We start from the raw sequence: 25,525 nt of genomic DNA on the forward strand, positions 1-25,525 counted from the left end.
CGGGATAACCCGTAATCCGTCGTCAACCGAACTCTTGCTCATCCGTTGGAAGGCCTTGTGAGCCGTGCCTTCCTGCTCCCTTTCCTGTTGTTCCTGCCCCGCCGCCGCGCGCGTCCCGGGCCGGACATGTGGGCGCTTGCCCACCGGGCATTGCCCTGGCTGCGCGGCTTCGGCCGGCCGATCGCCAAGGTGCTGGGCCTCGCGCTCGTCCTGGCCACCGTCAGCGCCGCGGCGCCGCTGGCCGTCATGCAACTGGTCGACACGCTGGGGCAGGTGGCCGCCCGGCCGGGCGCCGTCGCGCCGACGACCGGCCGCGCGATCCTGTTCGCGCTGGCGCTGGTCGCCGCCGCCGAACTGGGGCAGATCTGGCTGTCGCGCCTGCTGGAAGGGCGCAGCTGGCGGGTGCGGCTGGACATCGACTTCGCGCTGCGCCAGCGCGTCACGGCGCGGCTGCACGAGCTGCCCCTGACCTGGCACCAGCAGCACACCGTGGGCGGCACGGTCAGCCGGGTCAACAGCGCCATCAACGGGTTCGTCAGCGCCGTCGGCGAGCTCGCCTTCAAGGCGCTGCCCGCCGTCGCCTATCTCGTGCTCGCGCTGGCCGCCCTGGTGGAACTCGATTGGCGCCTGGCGCTGGCCGTCGTCGTGTTCGCGCCGCTGCCCGCCGTCATCGGCATGCTGGCGGCGCCGGAGCAGACCCGGCGCGACCGCGTGCTGCTGGATCACTGGACGGCCACCTTCGGCCGCTGGACCGAGGTGCTGGCCGGCATCCGCACCGTCAAGGGCTTCGCGATGGAGAAGGACGAGGAGAAGCGCTTCCTCGACGCCGTCGCGCAAGGCAACGACAAGGTCACGCGCGGCGCCCGCCGCGACGCCCGCACCAATGCGCTGCAGGGCCTGTCGGCCGCCGCCGCGCGCCTGTCCGTCGCCGGCCTGGGCGCCTGGCTCGTGCTGCGCGGCCACGGCACGGTCGGCACGCTGGTCGCCGCGCTGCAGTACGTGGGCGGCCTGTTCGGTCCCATCCAGGGCCTGACCAACGTGTATGCGACCGTGCGCCGCGCCGGCGTCTCGCTGGAGGCCGTCTCCGCCATCCTGCACGCGCCCGACCCGCTGGCCGATGCGCCGGACGCGCGCGAGCTGGTGGTCGAAGCGGGCGCCGTCAGCTTCGAGAACGTGTCCTTCGACTACGGCGACGGCCGCCCCGTGCTGCGCGAGCTGTCGCTGTCCGTCGCGGCCGGCGAGACGGTGGCCTTGGTGGGCCCGAGCGGCTGCGGCAAGACGACGCTCGTGTCGCTGCTGGAGCGCCTGCACGCGCCCACCGCCGGCCGCATCCTGGTGGACGGCACGGACGTGCGCGAGTGCACGCAGCGGTCGCTGCGCAGCCAAGTGGGCACCGTGATGCAGGACGTCCACCTGTTCCACGATACGGTGCTGGCCAACATCACCTACGGCACGCCCGGCGCCACCCGCGAGCAGGCGGAAGCGGCGGCGCGCGCCGCCAACGCGCACGAGTTCATCCAGAAGCTGCCGGCCGGCTACGACACCGTGGTGGGCGAGCGCGGCGCCGGACTCTCCGGCGGGCAGAAGCAGCGCATCGCGATCGCGCGGGCGCTGCTGAAGAACCCGCCGATCCTGGTGCTGGACGAGGCGACCAGCGCCCTCGACAACGAAAGCGAGGCGCTGGTGCAGGCCGCGCTCAAGCGCCTGACACGTGGGCGCACGACGCTCGTGATCGCGCACCGCCTGTCCACGGTGGTCGACGCCGACCGCATCGTGGTGCTGCGCGAAGGCCGCATCGACGCGATCGGCACGCACGCGCAACTGCTGGCGCAGGGCGGCTACTACGCCCGCCTGTTCGCGCGCGACGGCGCGGCCAACGACGACGGCGCGCCGCCGCAGGCCCTCACCCCGGCCCTCTCCCGCAAGCGGGAGAGGGAGCGCCGCGCGGGCTAGCTCTTCCGTTCGCTGCGCCGGGGCTGGCGGCCGGCGTTGCTGCTGCGGGAATTCAGGTCGCTGCGGGCGCTGGCCCGGTCGGCGCGGCCGCCGGTGCTGGCGCTGCGGCCGGCCGGCGCCTCGGCCGGCGTGCTGCGCAGGCCGCCGCCGCTCGCGCGTGCGCGCGTGGCCGCCGGTTCCGAGCGCTTCTTCTGCGCGGTGGTGCGGCCGGGCTTGCCGGACGATGCATTGCGGGATGCCATGGCGCTTGCTCCTTTGCTCCCCACCATCTGGGGGACGATCGTCCCGCGCACGTAGTCGCGGCACGCGGTCTGGCGTCGGCCGGTTCTTGCACAGCGCACGCGAACGGGTGTACAACGGCTTCCCCGTTTCGCGCGATTGGGAGTCCACCATGGACACTTCCCTGGATATGCGGAGTTGGAGCTGGCGCACGCCAGACTGGGCCGCCGCCGCGGTCTCCGGTCTCGCGGCCGGCGCGGTGCTGATGGTGCTCGACCTGCTGTGGTCGAGCTGGTTCACGCCGGAGGGGCCCTGGCGCACCTCGCACATGATCGCGCCGATCTTCCTGGGCAAGTCCGCCGTCGGCGCGGGCTACAGCTTCAGCATCACGGTCGTCAGCATCGCGCTGGTCACGCACTATGCGCTGGGCGTGATCTTCGGGCTGGTCATGGGCGCCGTGCTGGCGCAGCTGCGGCTGGATCGCACGCCGGGCCAGGCGGCGTCCGCCGGCGCGATCATGGGGCTGGTGCTGTACCTCGTGAACTTCGACCTGCTGGTCGTGTTCTTCCCGTGGCTCGCGTGGTTGCGCGGCTGGGACACGGTGGCCGCGCACGTCGTCTTCGGCGTCGCCGCCGCCTACCTGTACTGGAGACTCAAGAGAACCGGCGCGGAAGGCTGATCATGCCGATCGCCATCGCATTGCTGGTCCTGGCACTGGGCTCGGTGCTGTTCCACTTCCTGAGCCCCTGGTACTTCACGCCGATCGCGTCCAACTGGCACACGATCGACACCACCATCTCCATCACCTTCTGGGTCACGGGCATCGTGTTCGTGGCGGTGAGCGTCTTCATGGCCTGGTCGCTGGTGCGCTACCGCCACCGCGCGGGCGGGCGCGCCGCCTACCAGCCGGAAAACAGGAAGCTCGAATGGTGGCTGCTCGTCGTCACGGCCGGCGGCGTCGCGGCCATGCTGGCGCCCGGGCTGCTGGTGTGGGCCGACGTCGTGCACGTGCCGCAGGACGCGCAGGTCGTGGAAGTCGTGGCGCAGCAGTGGAACTGGAAGTACCGGCTTCCGGGGCAGGACGGCAAGCTGGGCACCGTGCACTCGCGCTACGTCAGCGACGCCAATCCCTTCGGCATGAACCCGGCCGACGCGCACGGCGGCGACGACGTGCTGCTCGCCGGCCCCGAACTGCACGTGCCGCTGGGCCAGCCGGTCAAGCTGCTGCTGCGCTCCAAGGACGTGTTGCACGACTTCGGCGTGGCGCAGCTGCGCGTGAAGATGGACATGGTGCCGGGCCTCGTCTCCTACGTCTGGTTCACGCCCACCAAGGCCGGCGCCTACGACATCCTGTGCGAGGAACTGTGCGGCACGGGCCACTTCGCGATGCGCGGCAAGATCGTGGTCGACGAACCGGCGGCCTACCAGGCGTGGCAGCAGCAGCAGGTGACGTACGCGCAGCTGCGCGACCGGCCGCAGGGCGACGTCGCCGCCGGCCAGGCCGCCTATGCGGTGTGCGCCGCCTGCCACGGCGCGCAGGGCGAAGGCAACGTCGCCCTGAACGCGCCCAAGCTGAGCGGGCAGGGCGCCTGGTACCTCGAGCGGCAGCTGAAGCTGTTCAAGGCCGGCGCGCGCGGCGCGAGCGACAAGGACACCTTCGGCAAGATGATGGCGCCCATGGCCGCGACGCTGGCCGACGACGCCGCCGTCGCCAACGTCGTCGCCTACATCGCGAGCCTGCCCGACACGCCCGTGCCGCCCACGATCCACGGCGACGTGGACACCGGGCGCGCGCGCTACGCCACTTGCGCCGCCTGCCACGGCGCCGACGGACGCGGCATCGCGGCCACCAACGCCCCCCGCCTCAAGGGAATGAGCGACTGGTACATGGCCAGGCAGCTGAGGAACTTCAAGGACGGCGTCCGCGGCGCGCACGCGCAGGACGTCCACGGCGCCCAGATGGCGCTGGTCGCCGGCATGCTGGCCGACGACGCGGCCATCGGCGACATCCTGGCCTACATCAACTCGCGCTGAGCCTGGAGGTGCGATGGCTGCTACCCACGTTGCCCACGACGAGTCCGACTTCGCGCCACCGGCGGAGGTGGCGGAGGTCGCCCTCTACCACCCCCGCACCTTCATCGGCAAGTACGTCTGGAGCCAGGACGCCAAGGTCATCGCCATCCAGTACGCGTTCACCGCGATCGGCATCGGCCTGGTCGCGCTTGTCTTCTCCTGGCTGATGCGGCTGCAGCTCGGGTTCCCGGGGCGCCTGGCCTTCATCACGCCCAGCGTCTACCTGCAGCTCGTGAGCATGCACGGGATGATCATGGTGATCTACCTGCTGACGGCGCTGTTCCTGGGCGGCTTCGGCAACTACCTGATCCCGCTGATGGTCGGCGCGCGCGACATGGTGTTCCCGTACGTCAACATGCTCAGCTACTGGGTCTACCTGCTGGCCGTGCTGCTGCTGGTGGCGAGCTTCTTCGTGCCCGGCGGGCCGACGGGCGCCGGCTGGACGCTCTATCCACCGCAGGCGATCCTGGACGGCACGCCCGGGTCGCACGCCGGCATCATCCTCATGCTCGTGTCGCTCGCCGTCTTCGTGATCGGCTTCACGATGGGCGGCCTGAACTACGTCGTGACCGTGCTGCAGGCGCGCACGCGCGGCATGACGATGATGCGGCTGCCGCTGACGGTGTGGGGCATCTTCATGGCCACCGTGCTGGCGCTGCTGGCGTTCCCGGCGCTGTTCGTGAGCGCCATCATGATGTTCCTGGACCTGACGCTGGGCACCAGCTTCTTCATGCCGGCCCTGGTCTCGCGCGGCGAGCAGATGGGCTACACGGGCGGCAACCCGCTGCTGTTCCAGCACCTGTTCTGGTTCTTCGGCCACCCCGAGGTCTACATCGTGGCGCTGCCGGCCTTCGGCATCGTCTCCGACCTGATCGCCACGCACGCGCGCAAGAACATCTTCGGCTATCGCATGATGGTCTGGGCCATCCTGATCATCGGCGGCCTGAGCTTCATCGTGTGGGCGCACCACATGTACGTGAGCGGCATGAACCCGTACTTCGGCTTCTTCTTCGCCACGACGACGCTGCTGATCGCGATCCCCACGGCCATCAAGGTCTACAACTGGGTGCTGACGCTCTGGAAGGGCAACATCCACCTGACGGTGCCGATGCTCTTCGCCATCGCCTTCGTCTTCACCTTCGTCAACGGCGGCCTGTCGGGCCTGTTCCTCGGCAACGTGGTGGTCGACCTGCCGCTGTCGGACACCATGTTCGTCGTCGCGCACTTCCACATGGTCATGGGCATCGCGCCGGTGCTGGTGGTGTTCGGCGCCCTCTACCACTGGTATCCCAAGATCACCGGGCGCATGCTGGACGACACGCTGGGCAAGGTGCACTTCTGGGTCACCTTCGTCGGCACCTACGCGATCTTCTACCCGATGCACTACCTCGGGTTCATGGGCATCCCGCGCCGCTACTACGCGATCTCGGGCACCGGCTTCATCCCCGACTCGGCGCACCTGCTCAATGCCTGGATCTCGCTGGCCGCCTTCGTGGTGGGCGCGGCGCAGATGGTGTTCCTCTACAACCTGTTCCACAGCTGGAAGTGGGGGCGGCCCTCCGGCGGCAATCCCTGGAACGCCACGACGCTGGAATGGCAGACGCCCGAGACGCCGCCCAAGCACGGCAACTTCGGCAAGGAACTGCCGGTGGTCTACCGCTGGCCCTACGACTACGGCGTGCCCGGCGTGAAGGCCGACTACATCCCGCAGAACGTGCCGCCGGCCGACGTGCCCGCGGAGGCGTGGGCGCGCCAGCAGCCGGCGACGCAGGGTTGACGCCATGACCATCGGGCTGGTCTTCCTGTCGCTGCTGATGGCGGTCATCGTCGGGTGGCTGTTCCGGCAGACGATGCACGTGCAGCCCTGGAGCGCGCAGGCCGCCCTCGCGACGACGGGCGCGCCGGTGGCGGCGCCGGCGCGCATGGCGCTGTGGGTGTTCCTCGGCGTCGCGAGTTCGCTGTTCGTGCTGTTCGTGAGCGCCTATGCGATGCGCCTGGGCCTGGCCGACTGGACGCCGCTGCCGCGCCCGCGCCTTCTGATGGTGAACACGGGGCTGCTGGTGGCGGCCAGCCTCGCGATGCAGTGGACGGTGCACCTCGCGCGCCGCGGCGACCTGCCGGGCCTGCGCCGCGGTCTCGCGGCGGGCGGGCTGTTCAGCATCGCCTTCCTCGCCGGCCAGCTCTACGTGTGGATGCAGATGGTGGACGCCGGCTACTTCGTCTCCACCAATGCGGCCACCGCCTTCTTCTACCTGTTCACCGCGGTGCACGGGCTGCACGTGCTGGGCGGGCTGGTGGCCTGGCTGCGGGCGTCGGTGCGCGCGTGGCGCGGCGTCGGGGCCGCGCGGCTGCGGCTGGCCGTCGAACTGTGCGCGACCTACTGGCACTACCTGCTCGCCGTCTGGGTGGTGCTGTACGCGCTGCTCGTCTCCAACGACTTCGGGCTGGCGATCTGCTCGCTGGCTCCCCTGTGAGGAGCACCGCCATGGCGAACCACGAGGCCACAGCCGCCCTGCCCGGACGCGAGGGCTGGCGCAGCGTCGTCGCCGACGCTTCCTCGGACCAGCGCGTGTTCAAGGGCGTGCCCTGGGGCAAGCCGATGATGTGGATCTTCCTGCTGAGCGACACCTTCATCTTCGGCAGCTTCCTCATCTCGTACATGACGGTGCGCGCCTCGACCACCGTGCCCTGGCCCAACCCGAGCGAGGTGTTCGGCCTCACGGTGTTCGGGCAGAGCGTCCCGCTGCTGCTGATCGCGATCATGACCTTCATCCTGATCACCAGCAGCGGCACCATGGCGCTGGCCGTGAACTTCGGCTACCGGCGCGACCGGCAGCGCACCTTCGCGCTGCTGCTGGCCACGGCGGCGCTGGGCGCGAGCTTCGTCGGCATGCAGGCGCTGGAATGGACCAAGCTGATCCTGGAAGGCGTGCGGCCCTGGGGCAACCCGTGGGGCGCGGCGCAGTTCGGCGCGGCCTTCTTCATGATCACCGGCTTCCACGGCACGCACGTGACCATCGGCGTGATCTTCCTGGTGATCGTCGCGACCAAGGTGCTGCGCGGCGACCTCGATCACGAGCGCCCCGGCTTCCTGACCGGCCGCAAGGGCAACTACGAGATCGTCGAGATCCTGGGCCTGTACTGGCACTTCGTGGACCTGGTCTGGGTCTTCATCTTCGCGTTCTTCTATCTCTGGTAAGGGGTCGCCATGGACATCGCCCACGAAGCGCACATCGCACCCGCCGCCCAGGAGCCCCAGGCGCATGCGCCGGGGCAGACGCACCCGCTGGGCATCTACTTCAGGATCTGGGCGCTGCTGTTCGTGCTGAGCACGGCGTCCTACCTGGTGGACTACTTCCACTTCCAGGGCCTGCTGCGCTGGACCCTGATCGTCGCGTTCATGCTGCTGAAGGCCGGCCTCATCGTCGCCGTCTTCATGCACATGCTGTGGGAACGGCTCGCGCTGGTGTACGCGATCGTCGTTCCGCCCCTGCTGCTGCTGGTGCTGCTGGGCATCGGCGCGCTCGAGGCCGACTACACCTTCCTGGCGCGCGGGGCGTTCTTTGCGCCGGTCGCCGGCGAGCAGCCGGCGAAGCCCTGAGGAGCTGCATCATGTACCGACGCATCTACTGGCTGCTGCCCGACGTCGAAAGCGCCCGGGCGACGATGGACGACCTGCTGCTCGCGCGCATCGAGGAGCGCCGCATGCACTTCGTGGGGCGCGAGGATGCGGACATGCGGGGGCTGCACGCGGCCGGCGTGCTGCAGACCTCCGACTTCGTGCGCGCCGCCGAACGCGGCCTGATCGTCGGCGCCTCGCTGGGCGGCCTGCTGGGCGCGCTGATCGCCGTGCACTACCCGATCGTGGGCGACGAGCCGCAGTGGGGCATCGCCGCGGGCCTGGCCATCGGCGGCGCGCTGTTCGGCACCTGGACGTCCACCATGATCGGCATCTCCATCCCGAGCAAGCGGCTGGAGCGCTTCACGCCTGCGATCGAGGAAGGCAAGATCCTGCTGATGGTGGACGTGCCGATGTGGCGCGTGGAGGAAATCGAGGCGCGGCTGCGGACCCTGCACCCCGAGGCGCACCTCGAGGGCACGGAGCCCGACATCCCCGCCTTCCCCTGATCCTCTCCCTCTCCCTCTCCCTCTCCCGCTCGCGGGAGAGGGCGGGGTGAGGGCAGGCGCGCTCCGCTAGCCTTCCGACACGACGTGCCTCAGCGGCTCCCCCGCCTTCAGCCGCCGCACGTTCCCCGCCACGCTCTCCGCCAGCCGCTGCACGCTCCGCGGATTCCCCGAGCCCGCGTAATGCGGTGAGATGAGCACGTTGGGGCAGTCCCACAGCGGGTCGTTCGCCGGCAGCGGCTCCGGGTCGCTCACGTCCAGCCCGGCCCCGCCGATCTGCCCGCCGTGCAGCGCCCGCACCAGCGCGGCCTGGTCCAGCACCGGCCCGCGCGCCACGTTCACCAGCAGCGCGCCGGGCCGGCAGGCCGCGAATTCCGCCTCGCCCAGCAGGTGCGTCGTCTCCGGCGTGAGCGCGATGCAGACGGCGACCGCGTCGGCTTGCCCCAGCGCCTCGCGCAGGGCGGAGAGCGGCAGGGCCTCGTCGACCAGCGCATCGCGCACGGGCGAGCGCGAGACGGTGACGATGCGCATGCCGAACGCGCGCGCCCGCTGCGCCAGCTCCCTGCCGATCTGCCCGTAGCCGACGATGGCCAGCGTGCCGCCTTCCAGCGAGCGGGCCTTCGGCGCCACCAGCGTGCGGTCCCAGGCGCGTTGCGGCATCACGGTGCGCACGAGGTCGGGCACCCGGCGGCCCAGCGCCAGCAGCAGCGCCATCGCGTGCTCGGCCACGCCGGGCGCCACGGCGCCGGCGGCGTAGGTGACGGTGACGCCCGGCGGCCAGCCCAGTTCCTCGTAACCCTCGCGGCCTGCGGAGATGAAGTGCAACCACCGCACCGTGCTGCCCGGCGCGCGCAGCACCTCGTAGACCTGCCTGGCTTCGTGCTGCGGCCCGTGCACGAGCACCAGGCCCGCGGCGCCGGGCAGGGCCTCCAGCGTCTCCGGCAGGGTCGTGGTCACCGTCAGTTCCACGCCGGGCACGGCCTGGACGGACGCGATGATCTCCTGCTTCGCCAGCTGCAGCCTGGCCCAGTACACGATGCGCAATGCGGTCTCCTTCAGGGGCGGCGCGGCGGGCGCGCGCGCAAGGCCTTCTCGTCGATGTCGGTTCCCCAGCCCGGACGGTCCGGGACGAGCAGGTCGCCGCGCTCCAGCACCGGCGGGTGCGTGAGCCAGTCGCGGATCCACGGCGCCTCGTCGACGCGCAGCTCCAGGATGCGCAGGTTGGGCGCCGCCGCCGCGAGGTGCAGGCTCATGAGCGTGCCGAGTTCGCCCACCGGATTGTGCGGCGCCATCGTGGTCTCGTGCGCGTCGGCGAAAGCCGCGATGCGCGCCGACTGCCAGCAGCCGTTCCACATGGGATCGACGATGCACGTGTCCACCGCCTGCGCCTGCAGGAAGGGCCGGTACTCGGCCAAGCCGTGCAGCGACTCCAGCGAGGCGATCGGCACGCGGCAGTGCCCGCGCAGGAAGGCCAGCGCCTGCGGATCGGGCGTGTCGACCTCCAGCCACGCCAGGTCCAGCGGCTCCAGCGCATGCGCGATGCGCAAATAGCCTTCCGTGCGCTGGCTGAAGCTGAGGTCCAGCATCAGGCCGACGTCGGGCCCGACCGCTTCGCGGTAGGCCGTCATCTGCTCGACGATCGCATGGAGCTGCCGCTCGGTGATGGAGCGATCCAGGAAACCCGGCGCCACGCGGAAGCCGCCGCTGAAGAAGCGCGGCTCGCCGCCATCGAAGAACACCGGGTTGGTCTTCACGGCGCGGAAGCCGCGCGCGACGGCCTCCTTCGCGACGGCGGCCAGGTCCTCCAGCGTGCGGATCGGCGGGCAGCCCAGCTCCTTCGTATAGAAGGCCGCGCGCGGCCCCACGCGGTAGCTGCCGCAGTGCGTCCAGTACACCGGAACGCGCTCGCGCAACGGCCCGCCCAGCAGCACGCACACGGGCACGCCCAGCGCCTTGCCCGCGATGTCGAGGCAGGCGTTCTCGATCGCGGCGATCGCCTGCTGCGCCAGGCCGCCCGCGGCGAGCCGCGTGGTGGCCAGCAGGGTCTCGCTCACCCGCCCGAACTGGCGCGGGTCCATGCCGATCGCGTGGCGGGCGAAGTCCTGGATCAGCGGATCGATGCGCGCGCCGGAGAAGCTGTCGTAGTACTCCGCCCAGCCGACGAGGCCCTCGTCGGTGCTGAGCTTGAGGTACGAGCAGGTCCGGTACCCGCCGTCGGCGTGCAGGCTCTCGGCGGCGGTGATCCTCACTTGGCCGGCACGGCTTCCCGCGCCGCGGCCGCCTGCTTCAGCACGCGGTCGGCGCTGCGCATCTTGTCCGCATAGGCCTGCTGCCACTCCACCGAATCCGGCATCTCGAAGTAGCCGCTGCGCGCGCCCATCATCACCTCGGGCGCCTCCACGCCGGGCGCGGGCGTGCCCGCCGCAAAGGCGCGGGCCGCCTGCAGCGCGCGCCGGCGCGTGCGCGCGATCATCAGGTCGCCGGGGCCCAGGTGCTCCCTCGAGTGGTCGGTGATCGGGCCCATGCTCTCCGTCACGGCCTGGTCCTGCAGGCCGATGTGGTCGATGCCGGAGTAGATGCGGTTGGTGCGCTGTGCCTCGCGGTCGATCAGCCAGTCGTTGGACTCGTCGGCGACCACGCGGTAGCGATCCAGCCAGCCCGTGCCCGTCGGGTGGAAGTCCGGCTGCGGGCGCGCGCCACCGAGCGGCTTGCCGTTCTTCAGCGGCTCGTTGCTGCTGCGCGGTCCGCCGGTGCGCCGGCGCCAGAAGATCATCATGGTGTGGTGGTCGTCCAGCGGAACCCAGGCGCGCGCCTGGATGTTGACCGGGAACTCGCCCTGCGGCGTCTGCGTCCAGAACGGGAACATGTAGTTGGCGAAGCGCCAGTAGAAGGTCTGCGGCTTCACCGTGCGGTAGGCGCCGTAGGTGGTGCCCCAGTCGGTGTCGCGCACGTGGTATTCGGGCGCGCGTTCGCCGGCGGTGTGTTCCAGCGGGTGGCCTTCGGGCACCTCGTCGGGGTCGAGGTGGCCGACGTGCAGGAAGCCGAAGTGCGAGGTGTCGATGTCGCCTTCCAGCGCCTGCATCCAGTTGCAGCTGCGCATCATGAAGGAGATGTCCACGTCCTTTTCGGCCAGCAGCGTGGCCTCCACCATCGGCAGCGCCGGCGGGTCGTCCTGGCGCGGGCCCATGTAGACCCACACGATGCCGTTGCGGTCCACCGCCTTGTAGGCGCGCGCGTGCACCTTGTCCTTGAAGCACTGGGCGGGCGGCACGCTGGGCATGTCCACGCAGCGGCCGTTCACGTCGAACTTCCAGCCGTGGTAGATGCAGCGCAGGCCGTCCTCCTCGTTGCGTCCCAGGACGAGCGAGGCGTTGCGGTGCGGGCACATGTGGTCCATCACGCCCACGCGGCCGGTGGAGTCGCGGAAGGCCACCAGCTTCTCGCCCAGCAGCAGCAGGCGCATCGGCGTGCCGTCGGCCGCCAGTTCGCTCGACTTCGCGGCGGGAATCCAGTACTGCCGCATGAAGTTGCCCATCACGGTGCCTGCGCCCACGTGGGTCAGGTCTTCGCTGTCTTTCGGTGTCATCGTTGCTCCATCAAGAATCTTGTCATGCGCCCGCCGGGTCGCGCAGCATGCGCACCTGGTCCACCTGGCCCATAGCGCCCAGGCCGGCGTAGCCCTCCACCCGGTCGAGGTCCACCACCACGGCCACGCCCAGCATCGCGAAGTCGTGGGCGCGCTCGGCCGCCGGGGCGCGGTCGAACACGCGCTGCCGCTCCTGCGGGACCTGCGTCACGCGGGCGCGGCCCTGGAACTGGTAGGTGGCCTTCGCCTCCTCGTCGCGGTACATCAGGGCGATGCGCGGGTTGGCGCGGATCGCCCGGATGAATCCGCCTTCCGCGCTGCGGATCCACATCGCCAGCTGGTCGTCGCCGAACACCTGCACCGAGCCGCGGAAGCTCAGCACCGGCTGGCCGTCCTCGCCGACGTGCGCCACCAGCATCGGGTGGCGCTCCACCAGCGCGTTGTCGATGCGCCGCCGCAAGGCCTCGGGCAGCACGATGGGCCGCGCATCCGGTGGCGGCGGGGGCGTGCGCTGCTCCTGCAGCAGCGCGATGGCGTCGCCGTCGAAGCGCACGGTGAGGACGAGACCGCGGTCGCGCGTGCCTTCGCGCCGCACGCCGCTCACGCGGGCTTGCGCGCCTGCGATCTCGGGCGCCTGCCAGTCGAGGCGGCGGGCCAGTTCGCCGTTGGCGCCCGCCAGCAGCTCGGTGGCGACGGCCTCCGCGCCCTCGGCGTTGCGGCCCAGCATCTCGTAGCGCGCCTGCGGATGCAGCAGCGCCAGCAGCCGCGCGCGCGCATCGCCGGTGCCGGCCTGGCGGGCCTGCACGAGTTCGCCGAGGCTGCGGGCGATGGCTGCCGAGGTCACAGCGTCTCCGGCTGGTAGCCGCTGTCCTTGGCCAGCTGGCCGAAGCGCTGGCGCTCCGCCGCGAGCCAGCTCGCCAGCTCCGTGCCCGTCATCGGCTGCGGCGCCATGCCCTGGCCGGCCATCTTCTCCAGCGCCGCGGGCGACTTCAGCATGGGCGCGAGCGCCGTGGACAGGCGCTCGACGATCTCGCGCGGCAGCTTCGCCGGGCCGTACAACGCCGCCGAGTTCTCGATGACGACGTCGATGCCCTGTTCCTTCATGGTCGGCACGTCCGGCACCAGCGGCGAGCGGTTCGCACCGGACACGGCCACCAGCTTCAGCTTGCCCGCCTTGTGCTGCACCGCGAGCGGGCTGGTGCCGGTGATCATCATCGGCAGCCGGCCGGCGCCGAGGTCGACGATGCCGACGCCGCTGTCCTTGTAGTGCACGGGCTTGAGCGGCAGGCCGCTCGCGCGCGCCAGCGCGATGCCGAAGAAGTGCGAGGACGATCCGGCGCCGGGTGCGTCGCCGTACACCGCGCCGTCCGGGCGGGCCTTGGCCCAGGCCAGCAGCTGCTTCAGGTCGGCGGCGCCCGTCATGGGCCCGGTGGCCAGGCCGACGTCGAAGGAGCTCACGCCGGCGATGGGCGTGAAGTCGCTCACCGGGTCGTAGTCGAGCCTGGTGTAGATGTGCGGATAGATCGCGAAGGGGCTGCTGGTGGAGAACATCAGCGTGCGCCCGTCCGGGGCGGCGCGCTTCAGTTCGCCCAGCGCCACGCGGCCGCCGGCGCCCAGCTTGCTGAGCACGACGACCGGCCGGCCGAGCGCGTGGTGCAGGTGCTCCGCGACCAGGCGCGCGGTGAAGTCCATCGAGGAGGCGGCGCCCACCAGGATGGTGATGGGCGTGTCGTTCTGCGCCAGGACGGCGGGCGCGGCGGTGGCGGCGGCCGTGGCAGCGAGCGATTGGAGGAGGGTGCGGCGTCGGATCATCGCGGTCTTCCTTTCAGGCGTCCTGCTTCACGAAACCGCTGGCGTGCGCCAGCTGGCCGAAGTGCTGCCGCTCCTGCGCGATCGACGCGGCGAGCCCCTTGCCGTCCACTTCCCAGATCGTCATCGCCTGCGCGACCAGCTTCTCCTGGATCGCGGGGTTGGACAGCATCGGCGCGATCGCGTCGTGGTAGCGCTGGACCAGCTCCGGCGCCATGCCGGCCGGGCCGAACACGCCGGTGGACGTGCTGCTGCTGATGGGGATGCCCGCCTCGGCCAGCGTCGGCACTTCCGGCACCAGCGGCGAGCGCTTGTCGCCGGAGACGGCGAGGATCTTGATCTTGCCGGCCTTGTGCAGCTGGATCTGCGGCTGCAGGCCGGTGATCATGATCGGCAGCCGCCCGGCGGACAGGTCGATCAGGCCGACCCCGCTGTCCTTGTAGGCCACGTGCACGAGCTTGGTGTTGGTGGCCAGCCCGATCGAGACGCCGAGGAAGTGCGAGAGCGAGCCGTTGCCCGGCGCGGAGCCGAACACCGCGTCCCCGGGCTTGCGCGCCTTGGCCCAGGCGATCAGCTGCTTGAGGTCGGTGGCGCCGGTGACCGAGCCGGTGGAGATCGCCACGTCGAACTTGGAGACGCCGATGATGGGCGTGAAGTCCGCGACCGGGTCGTAGTCGAGCTTGGAATAGACGTGCGGATAGATCGCGAACGGGCCGCTGGTGGCGAACACCAGCGTGCGGCCGTCGGGCGCTGCGCGCTTGCATTCGCCGAGCGCGAGCCGCTGGCCGGCGCCCAGCTTGCTCAGCACGACGGCCGTGCGGTTCAGTGCACCGTGCATCTGGTCGGCGATGACGCGGGCGGTGTAGTCCATCGAGGAGGCCGCGCCCACCAGGATGGTGATGGGCTGCGTGTCCTGGGCGAAGCCGCGGCCGGCCACCAGGGTGGCGGCTGAGGCGGCGAGACCGCGCAAGGCGGTACGGCGGGTGGTCATGTTTGTCTCCTGTGGTGGAAGGGGGAGTCCAGCGCCTCCAGGGCCGGCCACTGCCGGTCCACCGGAAACACCCAGGCCGGCCGGTCCCCGCATGGCCAGGCAATGCCCAGCGCCGGGTCGTCCCACAGCAGGCCTCCCGCGTGGTCGCGGTTGTTGTAGTCGGTCAGTCGAAAGGCGATCTCGGTATCCGGCTCCAGCGTGCAGAAGCCATGCGCGAAGCCGGGCGGGACGTGGAGCTGACGCCAGTCGCCGGCGGCGAGTTCCACGACCGCGTGTTTTCCATAGGTGGGGGAACCCCGGCGCACGTCGACGCAGACGTCCCAGATGCGCCCGCGCGTGACGCGCACCACCTTGTGCTGGGCGTGCGGCGGCTTCTGGAAGTGCAGCCCGCGCACGGTGTGCTTCAGCGCGTAGCGCGACGCGTGCTCCTGCACGTAGTGCGACGCCGCGCCGGCGGCGGCGAACGCCTGCTCGCTGTAGTAGCAGCTGTAGCGGCCATGGTCGTCCGAGCTGGTGTCCGGCTCGAGGACGAAGAGGCCTTCCATGCCCAGGGGGCTTGTCTCCATGGGGGCTTTCTTTGACGTCCGGGTTTGATCTGGATCAAAATATAATTCCATTTTTCGATGCACGCAAACAGGAAAGCCCCCACGGGGCGCAAGACCATGGCCAAGATCGTCCTGGGTATCGGCACCTCCCACACCCCCATGCTCAATGCGCCGGTCGGCGACTGGGCCCGCTTCATCGAGCGCGACCGCCTGCGCGCGCACCTCACCAAGGAGGGGCGCCCTGTCAGCTACGACGAGCTCGAGCGGCTCGCCCCCGCCGACGTGCAGGCGCAGCTCACGCCCGAGGTGTTCGCGGACAAGCACCAGCGCGCGCTGGCGGAAGTCGAGCGGCTCGGCGCCGTCGTGCGCAACGCGAAGCTCGACACGCTGATCGTCGTCGGCGACGACCAGAAGGAGCTCTACGACGACGACAACATGCCGGCCATGCTGCTCTACCGCGGCGAGACCATCCGCAACGTCCCGCTGCAGAGCCACCCGGGGCCGGAGTGGGCGCGCCAGGCGTCCGCGCGCTACTTCGAGCCGGAACGTCCCCGCGACTACCCGGTGGACGCGTCCCTGGCCGAGCACCTGATCTCGGAGCTGATGGAGGACTTCGACCTCTCCTGCGCCAACACGCTGGCCGATGGCTACGGCGAGGGCCATGCCTTCGGCTTCGTGCACAACCGGCTGCTCGCGGGCACGGTCGTTCCTGTGGTCCCCGTGTTCCTCAACACCTACTACCCGCCCAACCAGCCCACGCCGGGACGCTGCTACCGGCTCGGCCAGGCCATCCGCAAGGCCGTGGAACGCTTCCCCGCCGACAGGCGCATCGGCGTGCTCGCCTCGGGCGGGCTCAGCCACTTCACCGTGGACGAGGAACTCGACGGCCGCATCGTGCGCGCGCTGCAGGACAAGGACGCGGCCGCGCTGGCGGCGCTGCCGCGCGAGCAGCTGAATTCCGGCAGCTCGGAGATCCGCAACTGGATCTGCATGGCCGGCGCGGTGGAACACCTGGCCCTGCGGCACATCGCGTACATCCCGGCCTACCGCACGCCGGCGGGCACGGGCACGGGCCTTTGCTTCGCCGACTGGAGCTGAAGTGGACGCATCCACCAGTGCTGCCATGGACGCCGCGTCCGCCGAGCGCACGGCGACGCTGCGCGCGCGCCTCACCGCGATCCGCTACGCCGCCGAAGGCATCCATCTCTACGAGTTCTCCCCGCTGGACGGGGCGGACCTCCCGCCCTTCAGCGCCGGCGCCCACGTCGACGTGCACCTGCCCAACGGGCTCGTGCGCCAGTATTCGCTGTGCAACCCGCAGCAGGAGCGCCACCGCTACGTCGTCGGCATCAAGCGCGACCCGGCCAGCCGCGGCGGCTCCAGCTACGTGCACGAACAGCTGAGGGTCGGCGCGGTGCTGCAGCTGGGCGGCCCCCGCAACCACTTCGCCCTGCACGAGGAGGCGCCGCATTCGGTGCTGATCGCGGGCGGCATCGGCGTGACGCCGATCGCCTGCATGGCGCAGCGCCTGCGCGCCATCGGTGCCTCCTTCGAGGTGCACTACAGCGTGCGCCGCCGCGAGGAGGCGGCCTTCCTGGACGTGCTCGCGGGCCCCGGGCTGCACCTGCACGTCGATGCGGAGCAGGGCGGCGCGCCGCTGCCCCTGCAGCGCATCGTGGGCGGCGTGCCCGCGCCGGCGCACCTGTATTGCTGCGGACCGACGCCCATGCTCGATGCCTTCGAGTCCGCCTGCGCCGGCCGCCCCGCCGGCCACGTGCACCTGGAGCGCTTCGCCGCCAAGGCCGTCGCGGCGGCCGAGGGCGGCTTCACGGTGCAACTGGCCCGCGCCGGCCGCAGCGTGCACGTCCCGCCCGGCTGCTCCATCCTCGACGCGCTGCGCCAGAACGGCGTCGCCGTGCAGGCCTCGTGCGAGCAGGGCATCTGCGGCAGCTGCGAGACGCGGGTGCTGGGCGGCACGCCGGACCACCGCGACTCGCTGCTCTCCGACGAGGAGAAACGGGCCAACCAGGTGATGATGGTCTGCTGCTCCGGCAGCAAGGACCCCGTGCTCGTGCTGGACCTCTGACCATGGACCGCGATGCCGCCTCGCTAGACTTGCGGTCTTCGACGCAGGACAGGAGAGGACACGTGGGGCGCCCCAGCCGCAAGGACAAGCCGGTGCTGCCGGACTATTCCGAGGGCATCCAGATCAAGACCGAGGACGACGACCCGCGCTTCAACAACGCGGTCGCCCGCGGCCTGGCCATCCTGCGGACCTTCCAGTTCGACCGCAAGCTCCTGGGCAACGTGGAGATCGCCGCGGCCACCGGCCTGCCCAAGCCCACCGTCTCGCGGCTGACCTATACCCTCACGCAGCTGGGCTACCTCCGCTACCTGCCGGAGTTCGGCAAGTACGAGCTGGCCGCCGGCGTGGTGACGCTGGCGTATCCCTACCTGGTGAACATGCCGGTGCCGACCATCGCGCGTCCGTTGATGGAGGAACTGGCCGCGCGCACGAAGACCAACGTGGGCCTGGGCGTGCACGAGGGCCTGAGCGTGCTCTACCTCGAATACGCGCTGGGCGAGACCAACCCGAACCGGCGCCAGCGCGTCGGCTTCCGCGTGCCCCTGATCCGCACGGCCATGGGCCGCGCGTGCATCGCCGCGATGCACGCGCAGGAGCGCGCCGCCCTGTACGACGAACTGAAGGACCACTACCGCAAGGAGTGGCCGCAGCTGCAGGCCGACCTCGACGACGCCGTGGAGCAGGTGGACCGGCGCGGCTTCTGCATCGCCGCCGGCACCTTCCAGAAGACCACCAGCTCGGTCGCCGTGCCCTTCGTGCACACCGACGGCCGCACGCTGATGGCCTTCAATTCGCAGGCCAATGCGAGCCAGCAGACCGCCGCCGTGATGGAACGCAACGGCAAGCGCCTGCTCGAGATGGCCGCCGAGGTGCGCCGGCGGGTCGCCGCCGAGCCGCCCACGCCCTCGCTGGGGCGCCGCTGACAGGGAGAACGCAATGGGCATGGGCGAGACCCGGGGCTACGTCACCGTCGAAACGCAGGCCGGCGCCTTGCGCGGCTGGCAGCTGCGCGAGGGCGCCGTGTTCCGCGGCATTCCCTATGCCGCGCCGCCCGCGGGCCCGCTGCGCTGGCGCGCGCCGCAGCCGCTGCCGGGATGGCACGGCGTGCGCGATGCGCTGGAGTTCGGCCCCGACTTTCCGCAGGCCCCGAACACGCGCTTCCGGGCGCCGCGGCAGGACGAGGACTGCCTCTCGCTGAACGTCTGGACGCCGACGCTCGATCGCGGCGCCGCGCTGCCGGTGCTCGTGTGGCTGCACGGCGGCGGCTTCACCGGCGGCAGCGGCTCCGACGTGCGCTGCGACGGCGAGCGGCTCGCGGCCGAAGGCGCGGTGGTCGTGACGCTCAACTACCGCAGCGGCCTGTTCGGCTTCCTCGCGCATCCCGCCCTCAGCCGCGAATCCGACGCTGGCGTGTCCGGCAACTACGGCCTCCTCGACCAGCTCGCGGCGCTGGCCTGGGTGCGCGACAACATCGAGGCCTTCGGCGGCGATGCCGCGCGCATCACCGTGTTCGGAGTCTCGGCGGGGTCTGCCTCCATCTCGCTGCTGCTGGTGGCGCCGCAGGCGAAGGGCCTGTTCCACCGCGCCATCCTGCACAGCCCCGGCGCCGGGCGGCCGCTGGCCAGCCTCGCGGACGCGGAACGTGCCGGCCGCGCCTTGGGGGAGGACCTCGCCGCGCTGCGCGCGCTGCCGGCCGCCGAAGTCCTCGCGCGCACCTCGCTGCTGAATCCCGCCGTGCGCGGCCTCACCACGCCCCGCGTGCTGCGCCCGATCCGCGACGGCTGGCTGCTGCCCGAGGACGAGCGCCCGGCGATGCAGGGCGGCCGCATGCACGCGATGCCGCTGATCGTGGGCAGCAACCGCGACGAGGGCACGCTGCTCACGCGGACCTGGCCGGTCGACACGCTGGATGCCTGGCGCAAGCAGGTGGACCACAACTTCGGTCCGGCCGCCGCGGAGGCGGCAGCGCTGTATCCCGCCCGCAGCGACGCGGAAGCGCGGGCGGCCGTCGCGGCGATGTTCGCCGACACGCAGTTCAACTACGGCACGCGCCTGCTGGCCCGCAGCATGGCGCGGCTTGCGCAGCCCACGTGGAAGTACCTGTTCACGCGCCGCCGCCCGGGGCAGGCGGACGGGCCGCACCACGGCGAGGAAGTGGCGCACGCGTTCGGCAACGTCGAGGCGGGCGGGCGGGGCGAGACCGTCCGCAGCGACGAGCGCGACGCGGCCCTGTCACGCATGATGCGCAGGGCCTGGGTCGCGTTCGCGGCGCAGGGCGACCCGAATGCAGCGGGCCTGCCGCGCTGGGACGAGTACCGCGCGGAGGACGACAACCACCTGGAGCTCGGAGACGAGGTCCGCAGCGGCGCCGCGTGGCGCCGGGCCCAGCTGGATTTCCTCGAGCGCTTCTACAGCCGCTGAATCAGCCGGCGGCGAACAGCCGCCCGTGACCCGCGCTGGAGGCATCGCCTCCGGCGAGCCGCACCACGTCCCAGAAGCCCGCTGGCGAACTGGCCGTTGCCGGCAGCCCCAGTTCGTCCTCGAGACGCCTGATGGCATCCAGCGTCAGCAGCCCGCCGCAGGAGATGAAGATACCCTCGGCCGACGGGTCCTGCGCGTGGACCTTCTTCGCCAGCGCCACGAGCGCATCGGTGCCCACCTCGCCGACCTCCTTCACGCACGTGATCGACATGCCCTCGATCGCCGTCACCGTGAAGCCGGCGTGCGCGAGATAGGCCGCCAGCTTGTCGTTCAGTTCGGCGATGTAGGAAGTCGCGACGGCCACGCGCTTCACGCCCAGCTGCCGCAGCGCGCGCACGATCGCATGGCTCATCGTCGTGCAGGGAAGCCCGGTGGCCTCCTCCATCGCGCGCCGCAGCGACTCGGTGAACTCCGGTCCGCGGTAGAAGCTGATCGAGGTGCCCATCATCGAGACCACCTCGGCGCCCGCGTCCCGCAGTTCGACGGCGCGCTGCACGATGCCGTCCACCACGGGCGCGAAGCCCTCCGGCGACACGCCCGCGATGCCGAGGCCGCGCGCGATGAAGCGGTAGCGGTCGCCGTAGAGCGTCGCCGCGTCCTGAGGCACCTGCCCGTGGCCCGGCGGCACGACCAGGCCGATGCACTTCGCCGCGCGCGCCGTGCTCATTGCGCCGAGATCTTCTGCGCCTTGATGACCTTGCCCCATTCCGCCGATTCGCGCTGCATCTCGCGGCCGAGGGCGGCCGGCTCCATGTAGGCGGGAATGGCGCCCTGCAGCGCCGCGGCCTGCGCCAGGTCGGCGCTCGCGATCACCTTGTGCACGGCGGCATCGAGCTTCGCGATGATGGCGGCGGGCGTGCCGGCGGGCGCCAGCAGCATCAGGCGCGGCGCGACGTTGAAGCCGGGCAGCGCGTCGGCCATGGCCGGCACGTTCTCGGCGCCCGCGAGCTTCTCGGTGTTCATCAGGCCGATGGCGCGCAGCTTGCCCGACTTCGCCTGCGCCAGCCCCGCGGCGGCGCTCACCACGCCGATCGGCACCTGGCCGCTGATCACGTCCGGCACGATCTGCGAGGCGCCGCGGTAGGGCACGTGCACGACGAAGGCGCCGGTGCGCGCCTTCATCAGCTCGAAGCCCAGGTGGTGCACCGTGCCGACACCCGAGGTCGCGTAGGAATACTTGCCGGGGTTCTTCTTCAGCAGGTCGATCAGCTCCTTCGGGTTGCGCGCCGGCAGCTCGTTGTTGGCCACGATCATCAGCGGCGCGATGAAGGTGCCGGCCACCGGCACCAGCGCCTTCAGCGGATCGATCGGCGCCTTCGCCTGCAGGTAGGGCGCGACCAGCAGGCCGGTCTCGCCCATGAGCAGCGTGTAGCCGTCCGGCGCGGACTGGGCCACCAGGTCCGCCGCGATCATGCCGGTGGCGCCGGCGCGGTTCTCCACGACCACCTGCTGGCCCAGGATGGCCGGCAGGCGCGTGGACAGCATGCGGGCCAGCGCATCGACGCCGCCGCCGGCGTTGTAGCCCACCAGCAGGCGGATCGGCTTGTTCGGGAAGGCGGACTGGGCGCTCGCCAGCGGCGCGGCGGCGGCGAGGACGGCGGCCAGGACGGCGCGGCGCGTGAGGGAAGTGTTCATCGCTTGTCTCCTTGTGTTGTCGTTCGCGGGTTCAGGCCTTGCCGGCGCCGCGCGAGCCGGGGCGCTTCGCGAGTTCGGCGATGCGCTCCCGGTTCGGGCGGAAGCCGAGGCCCGGCGTCTCCGGCAGGGGCAGCACGCCCTGCACCGGTTCGGGGAGTCCGTCGAAGACCTGCTTGCAGACCTCGACGGCCACCGAGTGGTATTCCACCAGGGATCCGTTGGCCAGGCCCGCGTGCAGGTGCATGTTGTGGTGCGGCCAGGCGCCGCCGTTGGCGAACTGCGCGTTGAACGCCGCGGCCATGCCGGCGATGCGCAGGCACTGCGTGTAGCCGCCGGTGATGCACGCGTTGGGCTGCACCACGTCCACGGCCTGCGCCACCAGCATGTCGCGGAAGCGGCTGGCCAGGCCCTCGTTCTGGCCGGCGGCCAGCGGGATGCGCGTCTTCGCGCGCAGCTTCACCATGTTGGGGATGTCGTTCTGCGATACCGGCTCCTCGAAGAAGGCGATGCCCAGGTCCTCGATGCGCTGCGCCAGCGCGGACGCGTGGAACCAGTCCAGGCTGCAGTTGGCGTCGATGAAGATCTGCACGTCGGGGCCGACGGCGGAACGCACGGCCTCGATGCGCTTCACGTCCTCGGCGATCACCTCGGGCAGCGGCCGCGGCTCGTCGCGCCGCTGCAGCGCGTGGTGGCCCACGGTCATCTTCAGGCGCTTGAAGCCGCGCTCCACCCAGTTCTGCGCGGCCGCCGCCAGTTCCTCGCGGTCGTAGAAGGCGAAGCCGAAGGTGGCGTACACGGGCACCTGGGGCCGCGCGCCGCCGAACAGGCGCCACACGGGCTGGCCCAGGATCTGGCCCTTCAGGTCCCACAGCGCCAGGTCGATCGCGGCGATCGCATGGCTCGCGTAGCCGGACTGGCCGCGCGGCGTCAGCAGCCAGTACAGCTTGTCCCACACCTGCTCGTGGCGCAGCGGGTCCATGCCCACCAGGTGGTGCGAGGCGACGTCGTTGACGATGGAGGCGACCACCTCTTCCTCGGTGATCGCGGTCATGCCCGTGCCGACGCGGCCGTCGTCGAGCTCGACGTCGACCAGGCACAGGGACAGGAAAGTGGACTTGGCCCGGGCGCCCTGGCCCATGGTGACGGGCAGGTTGAGCGGGGTGGCACGAACGGCAGCGATCTTCATCGGTCCAGTCTCGGCCCACCCTCCGGCCGGGGCAAGCGGCCCGCGGCGAAGGGGCCTTTCGCCTTTGGCGAAATCCGGGTCATCCCTGAGTGCTCAGGCGCGCAGCGCCTGGGCGAGCGTGCGTGCCGCGGCGGGGGCTTCCTCGCCGGCGCGCAGCGCCAGTTGGTGCGTGCGCCGCGCCCAGTCCTCCGCCACGGGCACCGCCTTCAGGGGCAGGTGCGCGAGCTGCGGCGCGATGGCCTGCTGCGGCAGCACCGCGACGCCCAGCCCCGCCGCCACCATGCGGCTGGCGGCGTCGAAGCTGCGCATCTGCATGCGGATCTGGATCGGCTCGCCCAGGGCGGCGACGGCGTTGAACAGGCGCGTCTTCACGGCATTGGGGCCGGCCAGCACGATGAAGTTCTCGTGCAGCAGCTGGCGCAGCTGCACCTCGCGCTCGGCCGCGAGCACGTGGCCCGCGGGCAGCACCACCGCGAGCTGGTCCTGGAAGAAGGGCAGGAACTCGAGGCCGGGGTTCGGCGTCGCGGCGTCGACCACGCCGATGTCGGCGCTCCCATCGAGCAGCGCCACCAGGATCTCGGGGCTCATGCGCTCCTCCACCTCCACGTGGATGCGGGGATGGCTGTCCATGAAGGCCACCAGGCGCTGCGGCAGCACTTCCAGCAGCGCGGAGGCGTTGCTCAGCATGCGCACGTGGCCGGCCAGGCCCAGGCTCCAGGCGCGCAGGTCCACGGCCAGCCGGTCGGCGTCGCCCACGAGTTCGCGCCCGCGCTGCACCAGCATGCGCCCGGCGGGCGTGAGCGCCACGCCCCGCGGCGAGCGCTCGAAGATGCGCACGCCCAGCGCAGCCTCCAGCGAGGAGATGCGCGCGCTGGCGGCAGCGACGGCCAGTTGCAGGCGGTCGCTGCCGGCGCTGATCGAACCGGATTCGGCGACGGCCACCACCACGCGCAGGGTCAGCAGGTCCAGGCCTGCCGGTGCCGGTGCGCGCGGCGCGGAGCTCATGACCGCAAGGGCAACTCGACGCAGGAGGCGGCGTCGCCGCCGAGCGTGAATTCCAGCCGCGGCGGCCGCCCATGCGTGACCTGCGCGAAGTGGTCGGCGTCGGCGCCGGCGATCGCGATGCGCAGGCGGCTGCCGGCCTGCAGCGTCCACGAGACCGGAAGCAGCGCGAAGCGCACCGTTTCCGCGACGCCCGGCTGCATGTGCTTCGCGTGCTCGCGGCGGAAGCTGCGGTAGGGCCAGTTCGCGCGGTAGCTGGAAGGCGCGGGCGCTTCGGCGCGGTGCAGCAGGCGCAGCAGGCCTTCGGTGATGTACCAGGAGCGACCCTCGGCATCGACTTCCGAAAGGTACACGAACAGGCCGGCGTCGTGCTCCGAGGTGGAGACGTCCAGCTGCACGATCGTGTGGCCGGAGAGTTCCGTCGCGCGCTCGAAGGGCTGCGTGGCGAAGGTCAGCAGGCGGTCCTCGCGGCCGTTCCAGTCCTTGTAGTAGTCGACCACGGGCAGGGCGCCCAGGCGCTCGAAGCGGCTGTTCGGTCCCGTGCCGGTGGTGAAGCGCACGTCGTACGACGCGCGCGAGGTCTCGCGCGGCTTCTCCAGCGCCAGGCTTCCCTGCGGCGCCAGGTACAGGCGCGTGCGCGCGTCGTGCGGCGGCCAGGTGTCCGCGGCCTGCCACTTCTCCTCGCGCACGGTATGGAAGTGCACCGGCGCTTCCTTGCGCAGCCCGGTGTCGCGTCCGGCCAGGTGCTCGTCGAAGAAGCGCAGCACTTCGCCCAGCACGGGGAAGCGCGGCTGCGGCGGGCCGTCGCGCCACGGCGAGCCGTTGGTGCGCGCGCCGTGGTCCCAGGGGCCCAGCAGCAGGCGGTTGTCGGCCCCGGGGTTGCTCAGGAAGCGCGCGATCGAGCCGTTGACGAAGGCGCTGCCGTCGTACCAGCCGGACACCGACAGGATGTTCACCTTGCCCGGCACCTGCTCCAGGTACCAGTAGGGGCTGAAGGCGCCGCTGTGCAGGGACGGGTCGTGCGAAGCCGCTTCCTCGCGGAAGGCGAACTCCGGCGCGATGTCGCGCATCTTGAAGCTGTCGTGGTGCTGGTCGATCGCCTGGGCGAGCAGCTTGCCGTCCGGGTCCTCGTCCACCGGCGCCGGGCCGGCGTAGCGCTTGTCATTGAAGTACGGATAGGGCGCGAGCTGCTCGCGCTGGTCCAGGTCCAGCGCCTGCACCAGGGCGTCGTAGTTCTCCGTGACCGTGGTGCACTTGATGCCGCCGGGGAACACGTGGTCCGCGTAGGTGTCCTGCACGGCGAACAGCGGCGCGATCGCCTTCACGGCCGGATGGCCCGTGCTCGCGAGGAAGCAGGCAGCGGCGCCGAGGTAGGAGATGCCGGTGGAGCCGATCACGCCCGACGACCAGGGCTGCGCCACGATCCAGTCGGCGATGGCGCGGTGATCCTCGCGTTCACGCGGCGAGCGGAAGCAGTCGCGCGTGCCGAAGCTCGCGCCGCAGCCGCGCACGTCCACCGTGACCAGCGCGTAGCCGCGCGGCACGAAGAAGTCGCGGTAGATGGCGATGTTGGGGGCCGGCTCGGCGCCTTCGCCGACCACCTTGAAGCGGCGGTAGTAGGGCGTGAGCACCGCGATGGCGGGGATGCGGTCGGGCCGCTCCGCGCCTTCGGGCAGGTAGACGTCCACGGCCAGCCGCACGCCGTCGGGCATGGTGACGTAGCAGGAGCGCGGCGCGCCGGCCGTGAAGGTGGCGGGCCGTTGTTTCAGGTAGTCGGTGGGGGAGGTGTGCCAGGCTTGGCCGAGGTCGTCTCTGTCAGACATTGGTTCTTGGA

The 25,525-nt window shown here is 71.2% G+C and carries 25 protein-coding genes; 12 read left to right on the forward strand and 13 right to left on the reverse strand.

What is annotated here, in order from left to right:
• Window positions 1-57: 57 nt before the first annotated feature.
• Entirely contained in the window at window positions 58-1,953 is a 1,896-nt protein-coding gene (locus ACY0MJ_RS12950; protein ID WP_462638881.1) for an ABC transporter ATP-binding protein, read from the forward strand.
• Here ACY0MJ_RS12950 and ACY0MJ_RS12955 read toward each other — a convergent pair.
• Window positions 1,950-2,195, reverse strand: coding sequence for a hypothetical protein (locus ACY0MJ_RS12955; protein ID WP_462638882.1), 246 nt, complete (start codon window positions 2,193-2,195; stop codon window positions 1,950-1,952). The genes ACY0MJ_RS12950 and ACY0MJ_RS12955 overlap by 4 nt on opposite strands.
• Window positions 2,196-2,344: 149 nt before the next feature.
• Between ACY0MJ_RS12955 and ACY0MJ_RS12960 the strand changes: the two genes are divergently transcribed.
• From ACY0MJ_RS12960 to ACY0MJ_RS12990, 7 genes are read left to right on the forward strand one after another with little or no spacing between them, the layout of a single operon-like run.
• Entirely contained in the window at window positions 2,345-2,851 is a 507-nt protein-coding gene (locus ACY0MJ_RS12960) for a hypothetical protein (RefSeq protein WP_462638883.1), read from the forward strand.
• Between the two features lie 2 nt (window positions 2,852-2,853).
• Complete coding sequence (locus ACY0MJ_RS12965; protein ID WP_462638884.1) at window positions 2,854-4,206, forward strand: c-type cytochrome; 1,353 nt, start codon at window positions 2,854-2,856, stop codon at window positions 4,204-4,206.
• Between the two features lie 13 nt (window positions 4,207-4,219).
• The gene (locus tag ACY0MJ_RS12970; RefSeq protein ID WP_462638885.1) at window positions 4,220-6,022 is read left to right on the forward strand and encodes a cytochrome c oxidase subunit I; all 1,803 of its coding nucleotides are present in this window, start codon (window positions 4,220-4,222) and stop codon (window positions 6,020-6,022) included.
• Window positions 6,023-6,026: 4 nt separating this feature from the next.
• Window positions 6,027-6,719 (forward strand): cytochrome c oxidase subunit 3, encoded by a 693-nt coding sequence (locus ACY0MJ_RS12975; RefSeq protein ID WP_462638886.1) that lies wholly within the window; start codon window positions 6,027-6,029, stop codon window positions 6,717-6,719.
• An 11-nt stretch (window positions 6,720-6,730) separates the two neighbouring features.
• The gene (locus ACY0MJ_RS12980; protein WP_462638887.1) at window positions 6,731-7,444 is read left to right on the forward strand and encodes a heme-copper oxidase subunit III family protein; all 714 of its coding nucleotides are present in this window, start codon (window positions 6,731-6,733) and stop codon (window positions 7,442-7,444) included.
• A gap of 9 nt (window positions 7,445-7,453) precedes the next feature.
• A complete protein-coding gene (locus ACY0MJ_RS12985) occupies window positions 7,454-7,846 on the forward strand; it encodes a cytochrome C oxidase subunit IV family protein (protein ID WP_462638888.1) in 393 nt (130 codons plus the stop codon).
• Window positions 7,847-7,857: 11 nt separating this feature from the next.
• On the forward strand, window positions 7,858-8,373 hold the full coding sequence (locus tag ACY0MJ_RS12990) for a DUF1269 domain-containing protein (RefSeq protein ID WP_462638889.1): 516 nt from the start codon (window positions 7,858-7,860) through the stop codon (window positions 8,371-8,373).
• A gap of 66 nt (window positions 8,374-8,439) precedes the next feature.
• Here the strand turns inward: ACY0MJ_RS12990 and ACY0MJ_RS12995 are convergent, their stop codons facing one another.
• Genes ACY0MJ_RS12995 through rfbC form a run of 7 tightly spaced genes read right to left on the reverse strand, consistent with a single transcriptional unit; the run spans window position 8,440 to window position 15,322 of the window.
• Window positions 8,440-9,405, reverse strand: a complete 966-nt coding sequence (locus tag ACY0MJ_RS12995) for a D-2-hydroxyacid dehydrogenase (RefSeq protein ID WP_462639092.1) — start codon at window positions 9,403-9,405, stop codon at window positions 8,440-8,442.
• 20 nt (window positions 9,406-9,425) lie between these two features.
• On the reverse strand, window positions 9,426-10,619 hold the full coding sequence (locus tag ACY0MJ_RS13000) for a mandelate racemase/muconate lactonizing enzyme family protein (RefSeq protein WP_462638890.1): 1,194 nt from the start codon (window positions 10,617-10,619) through the stop codon (window positions 9,426-9,428).
• On the reverse strand, window positions 10,616-11,956 hold the full coding sequence (locus ACY0MJ_RS13005) for a Rieske 2Fe-2S domain-containing protein (RefSeq protein ID WP_462638891.1): 1,341 nt from the start codon (window positions 11,954-11,956) through the stop codon (window positions 10,616-10,618). Before ACY0MJ_RS13005 ends, ACY0MJ_RS13000 begins: the two co-directional genes overlap by 4 nt.
• Before the next feature lie 22 nt (window positions 11,957-11,978).
• Window positions 11,979-12,800, reverse strand: a complete 822-nt coding sequence (locus ACY0MJ_RS13010; protein ID WP_462638892.1) for a pyridoxamine 5'-phosphate oxidase family protein — start codon at window positions 12,798-12,800, stop codon at window positions 11,979-11,981.
• A complete protein-coding gene (locus ACY0MJ_RS13015; RefSeq protein WP_462638893.1) occupies window positions 12,797-13,768 on the reverse strand; it encodes a Bug family tripartite tricarboxylate transporter substrate binding protein in 972 nt (323 codons plus the stop codon). The genes ACY0MJ_RS13010 and ACY0MJ_RS13015 overlap by 4 nt, the downstream gene beginning before the upstream one ends.
• Window positions 13,769-13,781: 13 nt before the next feature.
• Window positions 13,782-14,756, reverse strand: coding sequence for a Bug family tripartite tricarboxylate transporter substrate binding protein (locus tag ACY0MJ_RS13020; RefSeq protein ID WP_462638894.1), 975 nt, complete (start codon window positions 14,754-14,756; stop codon window positions 13,782-13,784).
• On the reverse strand, window positions 14,753-15,322 hold the full coding sequence (rfbC, locus tag ACY0MJ_RS13025) for a dTDP-4-dehydrorhamnose 3,5-epimerase (RefSeq protein ID WP_462638895.1): 570 nt from the start codon (window positions 15,320-15,322) through the stop codon (window positions 14,753-14,755). The genes ACY0MJ_RS13020 and rfbC overlap by 4 nt, the downstream gene beginning before the upstream one ends.
• Window positions 15,323-15,418: 96 nt before the next feature.
• Here rfbC and ACY0MJ_RS13030 point away from each other — a divergent pair, with 96 nt between their 5' ends.
• From ACY0MJ_RS13030 to ACY0MJ_RS13045, 4 genes are all read left to right on the forward strand, one after another.
• A complete protein-coding gene (locus ACY0MJ_RS13030) occupies window positions 15,419-16,399 on the forward strand; it encodes a DODA-type extradiol aromatic ring-opening family dioxygenase (protein WP_462638896.1) in 981 nt (326 codons plus the stop codon).
• A 25-nt stretch (window positions 16,400-16,424) separates the two neighbouring features.
• The gene (locus ACY0MJ_RS13035) at window positions 16,425-17,387 is read left to right on the forward strand and encodes a PDR/VanB family oxidoreductase (RefSeq protein WP_462639093.1); all 963 of its coding nucleotides are present in this window, start codon (window positions 16,425-16,427) and stop codon (window positions 17,385-17,387) included.
• A 62-nt stretch (window positions 17,388-17,449) separates the two neighbouring features.
• On the forward strand, window positions 17,450-18,310 hold the full coding sequence (locus tag ACY0MJ_RS13040; protein WP_462638897.1) for an IclR family transcriptional regulator: 861 nt from the start codon (window positions 17,450-17,452) through the stop codon (window positions 18,308-18,310).
• A 19-nt stretch (window positions 18,311-18,329) separates the two neighbouring features.
• A complete protein-coding gene (locus tag ACY0MJ_RS13045) occupies window positions 18,330-19,808 on the forward strand; it encodes a carboxylesterase/lipase family protein (RefSeq protein ID WP_462638898.1) in 1,479 nt (492 codons plus the stop codon).
• A 1-nt stretch (window position 19,809) separates the two neighbouring features.
• Here ACY0MJ_RS13045 and ACY0MJ_RS13050 read toward each other — a convergent pair whose 3' ends face one another.
• The 5 genes from ACY0MJ_RS13050 to ACY0MJ_RS13070 form a co-directional block, all read right to left on the reverse strand.
• Window positions 19,810-20,535 (reverse strand): arylmalonate decarboxylase, encoded by a 726-nt coding sequence (locus ACY0MJ_RS13050; protein WP_462638899.1) that lies wholly within the window; start codon window positions 20,533-20,535, stop codon window positions 19,810-19,812.
• On the reverse strand, window positions 20,532-21,503 hold the full coding sequence (locus ACY0MJ_RS13055; protein WP_462638900.1) for a tripartite tricarboxylate transporter substrate-binding protein: 972 nt from the start codon (window positions 21,501-21,503) through the stop codon (window positions 20,532-20,534). The genes ACY0MJ_RS13050 and ACY0MJ_RS13055 overlap by 4 nt, the downstream gene beginning before the upstream one ends.
• Before the next feature lie 31 nt (window positions 21,504-21,534).
• Window positions 21,535-22,689 (reverse strand): mandelate racemase/muconate lactonizing enzyme family protein, encoded by a 1,155-nt coding sequence (locus ACY0MJ_RS13060; RefSeq protein WP_462638901.1) that lies wholly within the window; start codon window positions 22,687-22,689, stop codon window positions 21,535-21,537.
• A gap of 93 nt (window positions 22,690-22,782) precedes the next feature.
• Window positions 22,783-23,694, reverse strand: a complete 912-nt coding sequence (locus ACY0MJ_RS13065) for a LysR family transcriptional regulator (protein ID WP_462638902.1) — start codon at window positions 23,692-23,694, stop codon at window positions 22,783-22,785.
• Window positions 23,691-25,514 (reverse strand): CocE/NonD family hydrolase, encoded by a 1,824-nt coding sequence (locus ACY0MJ_RS13070; protein WP_462638903.1) that lies wholly within the window; start codon window positions 25,512-25,514, stop codon window positions 23,691-23,693. The genes ACY0MJ_RS13065 and ACY0MJ_RS13070 overlap by 4 nt, the downstream gene beginning before the upstream one ends.
• Window positions 25,515-25,525: the final 11 nt, after the last annotated feature.

The organism is Ramlibacter sp. bp-362 (assembly GCF_054956735.1).

Bases quoted from the DNA above. Each gene is read 5' to 3' on its own strand.
- ACY0MJ_RS12955 (WP_462638882.1), bottom strand. From the start codon at position 2,195: ATGGCATCCCGCAATGCATCGTCCGGCAAGCCCGGCCGCACCACCGCG.
- ACY0MJ_RS12960 (WP_462638883.1), top strand. From the start codon at position 2,345: ATGGACACTTCCCTGGATATGCGGAGTTGGAGCTGGCGCACGCCAGAC.
- ACY0MJ_RS12965 (WP_462638884.1), top strand. From the start codon at position 2,854: ATGCCGATCGCCATCGCATTGCTGGTCCTGGCACTGGGCTCGGTGCTG.
- ACY0MJ_RS12970 (WP_462638885.1), top strand. From the start codon at position 4,220: ATGGCTGCTACCCACGTTGCCCACGACGAGTCCGACTTCGCGCCACCG.
- ACY0MJ_RS12975 (WP_462638886.1), top strand. From the start codon at position 6,027: ATGACCATCGGGCTGGTCTTCCTGTCGCTGCTGATGGCGGTCATCGTC.
- ACY0MJ_RS12980 (WP_462638887.1), top strand. From the start codon at position 6,731: ATGGCGAACCACGAGGCCACAGCCGCCCTGCCCGGACGCGAGGGCTGG.
- ACY0MJ_RS12985 (WP_462638888.1), top strand. From the start codon at position 7,454: ATGGACATCGCCCACGAAGCGCACATCGCACCCGCCGCCCAGGAGCCC.
- ACY0MJ_RS12990 (WP_462638889.1), top strand. From the start codon at position 7,858: ATGTACCGACGCATCTACTGGCTGCTGCCCGACGTCGAAAGCGCCCGG.
- ACY0MJ_RS13005 (WP_462638891.1), bottom strand. From the start codon at position 11,956: ATGACACCGAAAGACAGCGAAGACCTGACCCACGTGGGCGCAGGCACC.
- ACY0MJ_RS13015 (WP_462638893.1), bottom strand. From the start codon at position 13,768: ATGATCCGACGCCGCACCCTCCTCCAATCGCTCGCTGCCACGGCCGCC.
- ACY0MJ_RS13020 (WP_462638894.1), bottom strand. From the start codon at position 14,756: ATGACCACCCGCCGTACCGCCTTGCGCGGTCTCGCCGCCTCAGCCGCC.
- rfbC (WP_462638895.1), bottom strand. From the start codon at position 15,322: ATGGAGACAAGCCCCCTGGGCATGGAAGGCCTCTTCGTCCTCGAGCCG.
- ACY0MJ_RS13030 (WP_462638896.1), top strand. From the start codon at position 15,419: ATGGCCAAGATCGTCCTGGGTATCGGCACCTCCCACACCCCCATGCTC.
- ACY0MJ_RS13035 (WP_462639093.1), top strand. From the start codon at position 16,425: ATGGACGCCGCGTCCGCCGAGCGCACGGCGACGCTGCGCGCGCGCCTC.
- ACY0MJ_RS13045 (WP_462638898.1), top strand. From the start codon at position 18,330: ATGGGCGAGACCCGGGGCTACGTCACCGTCGAAACGCAGGCCGGCGCC.
- ACY0MJ_RS13050 (WP_462638899.1), bottom strand. From the start codon at position 20,535: ATGAGCACGGCGCGCGCGGCGAAGTGCATCGGCCTGGTCGTGCCGCCG.
- ACY0MJ_RS13055 (WP_462638900.1), bottom strand. From the start codon at position 21,503: ATGAACACTTCCCTCACGCGCCGCGCCGTCCTGGCCGCCGTCCTCGCC.
- ACY0MJ_RS13060 (WP_462638901.1), bottom strand. From the start codon at position 22,689: ATGAAGATCGCTGCCGTTCGTGCCACCCCGCTCAACCTGCCCGTCACC.
- ACY0MJ_RS13065 (WP_462638902.1), bottom strand. From the start codon at position 23,694: ATGAGCTCCGCGCCGCGCGCACCGGCACCGGCAGGCCTGGACCTGCTG.
- ACY0MJ_RS13070 (WP_462638903.1), bottom strand. From the start codon at position 25,514: ATGTCTGACAGAGACGACCTCGGCCAAGCCTGGCACACCTCCCCCACC.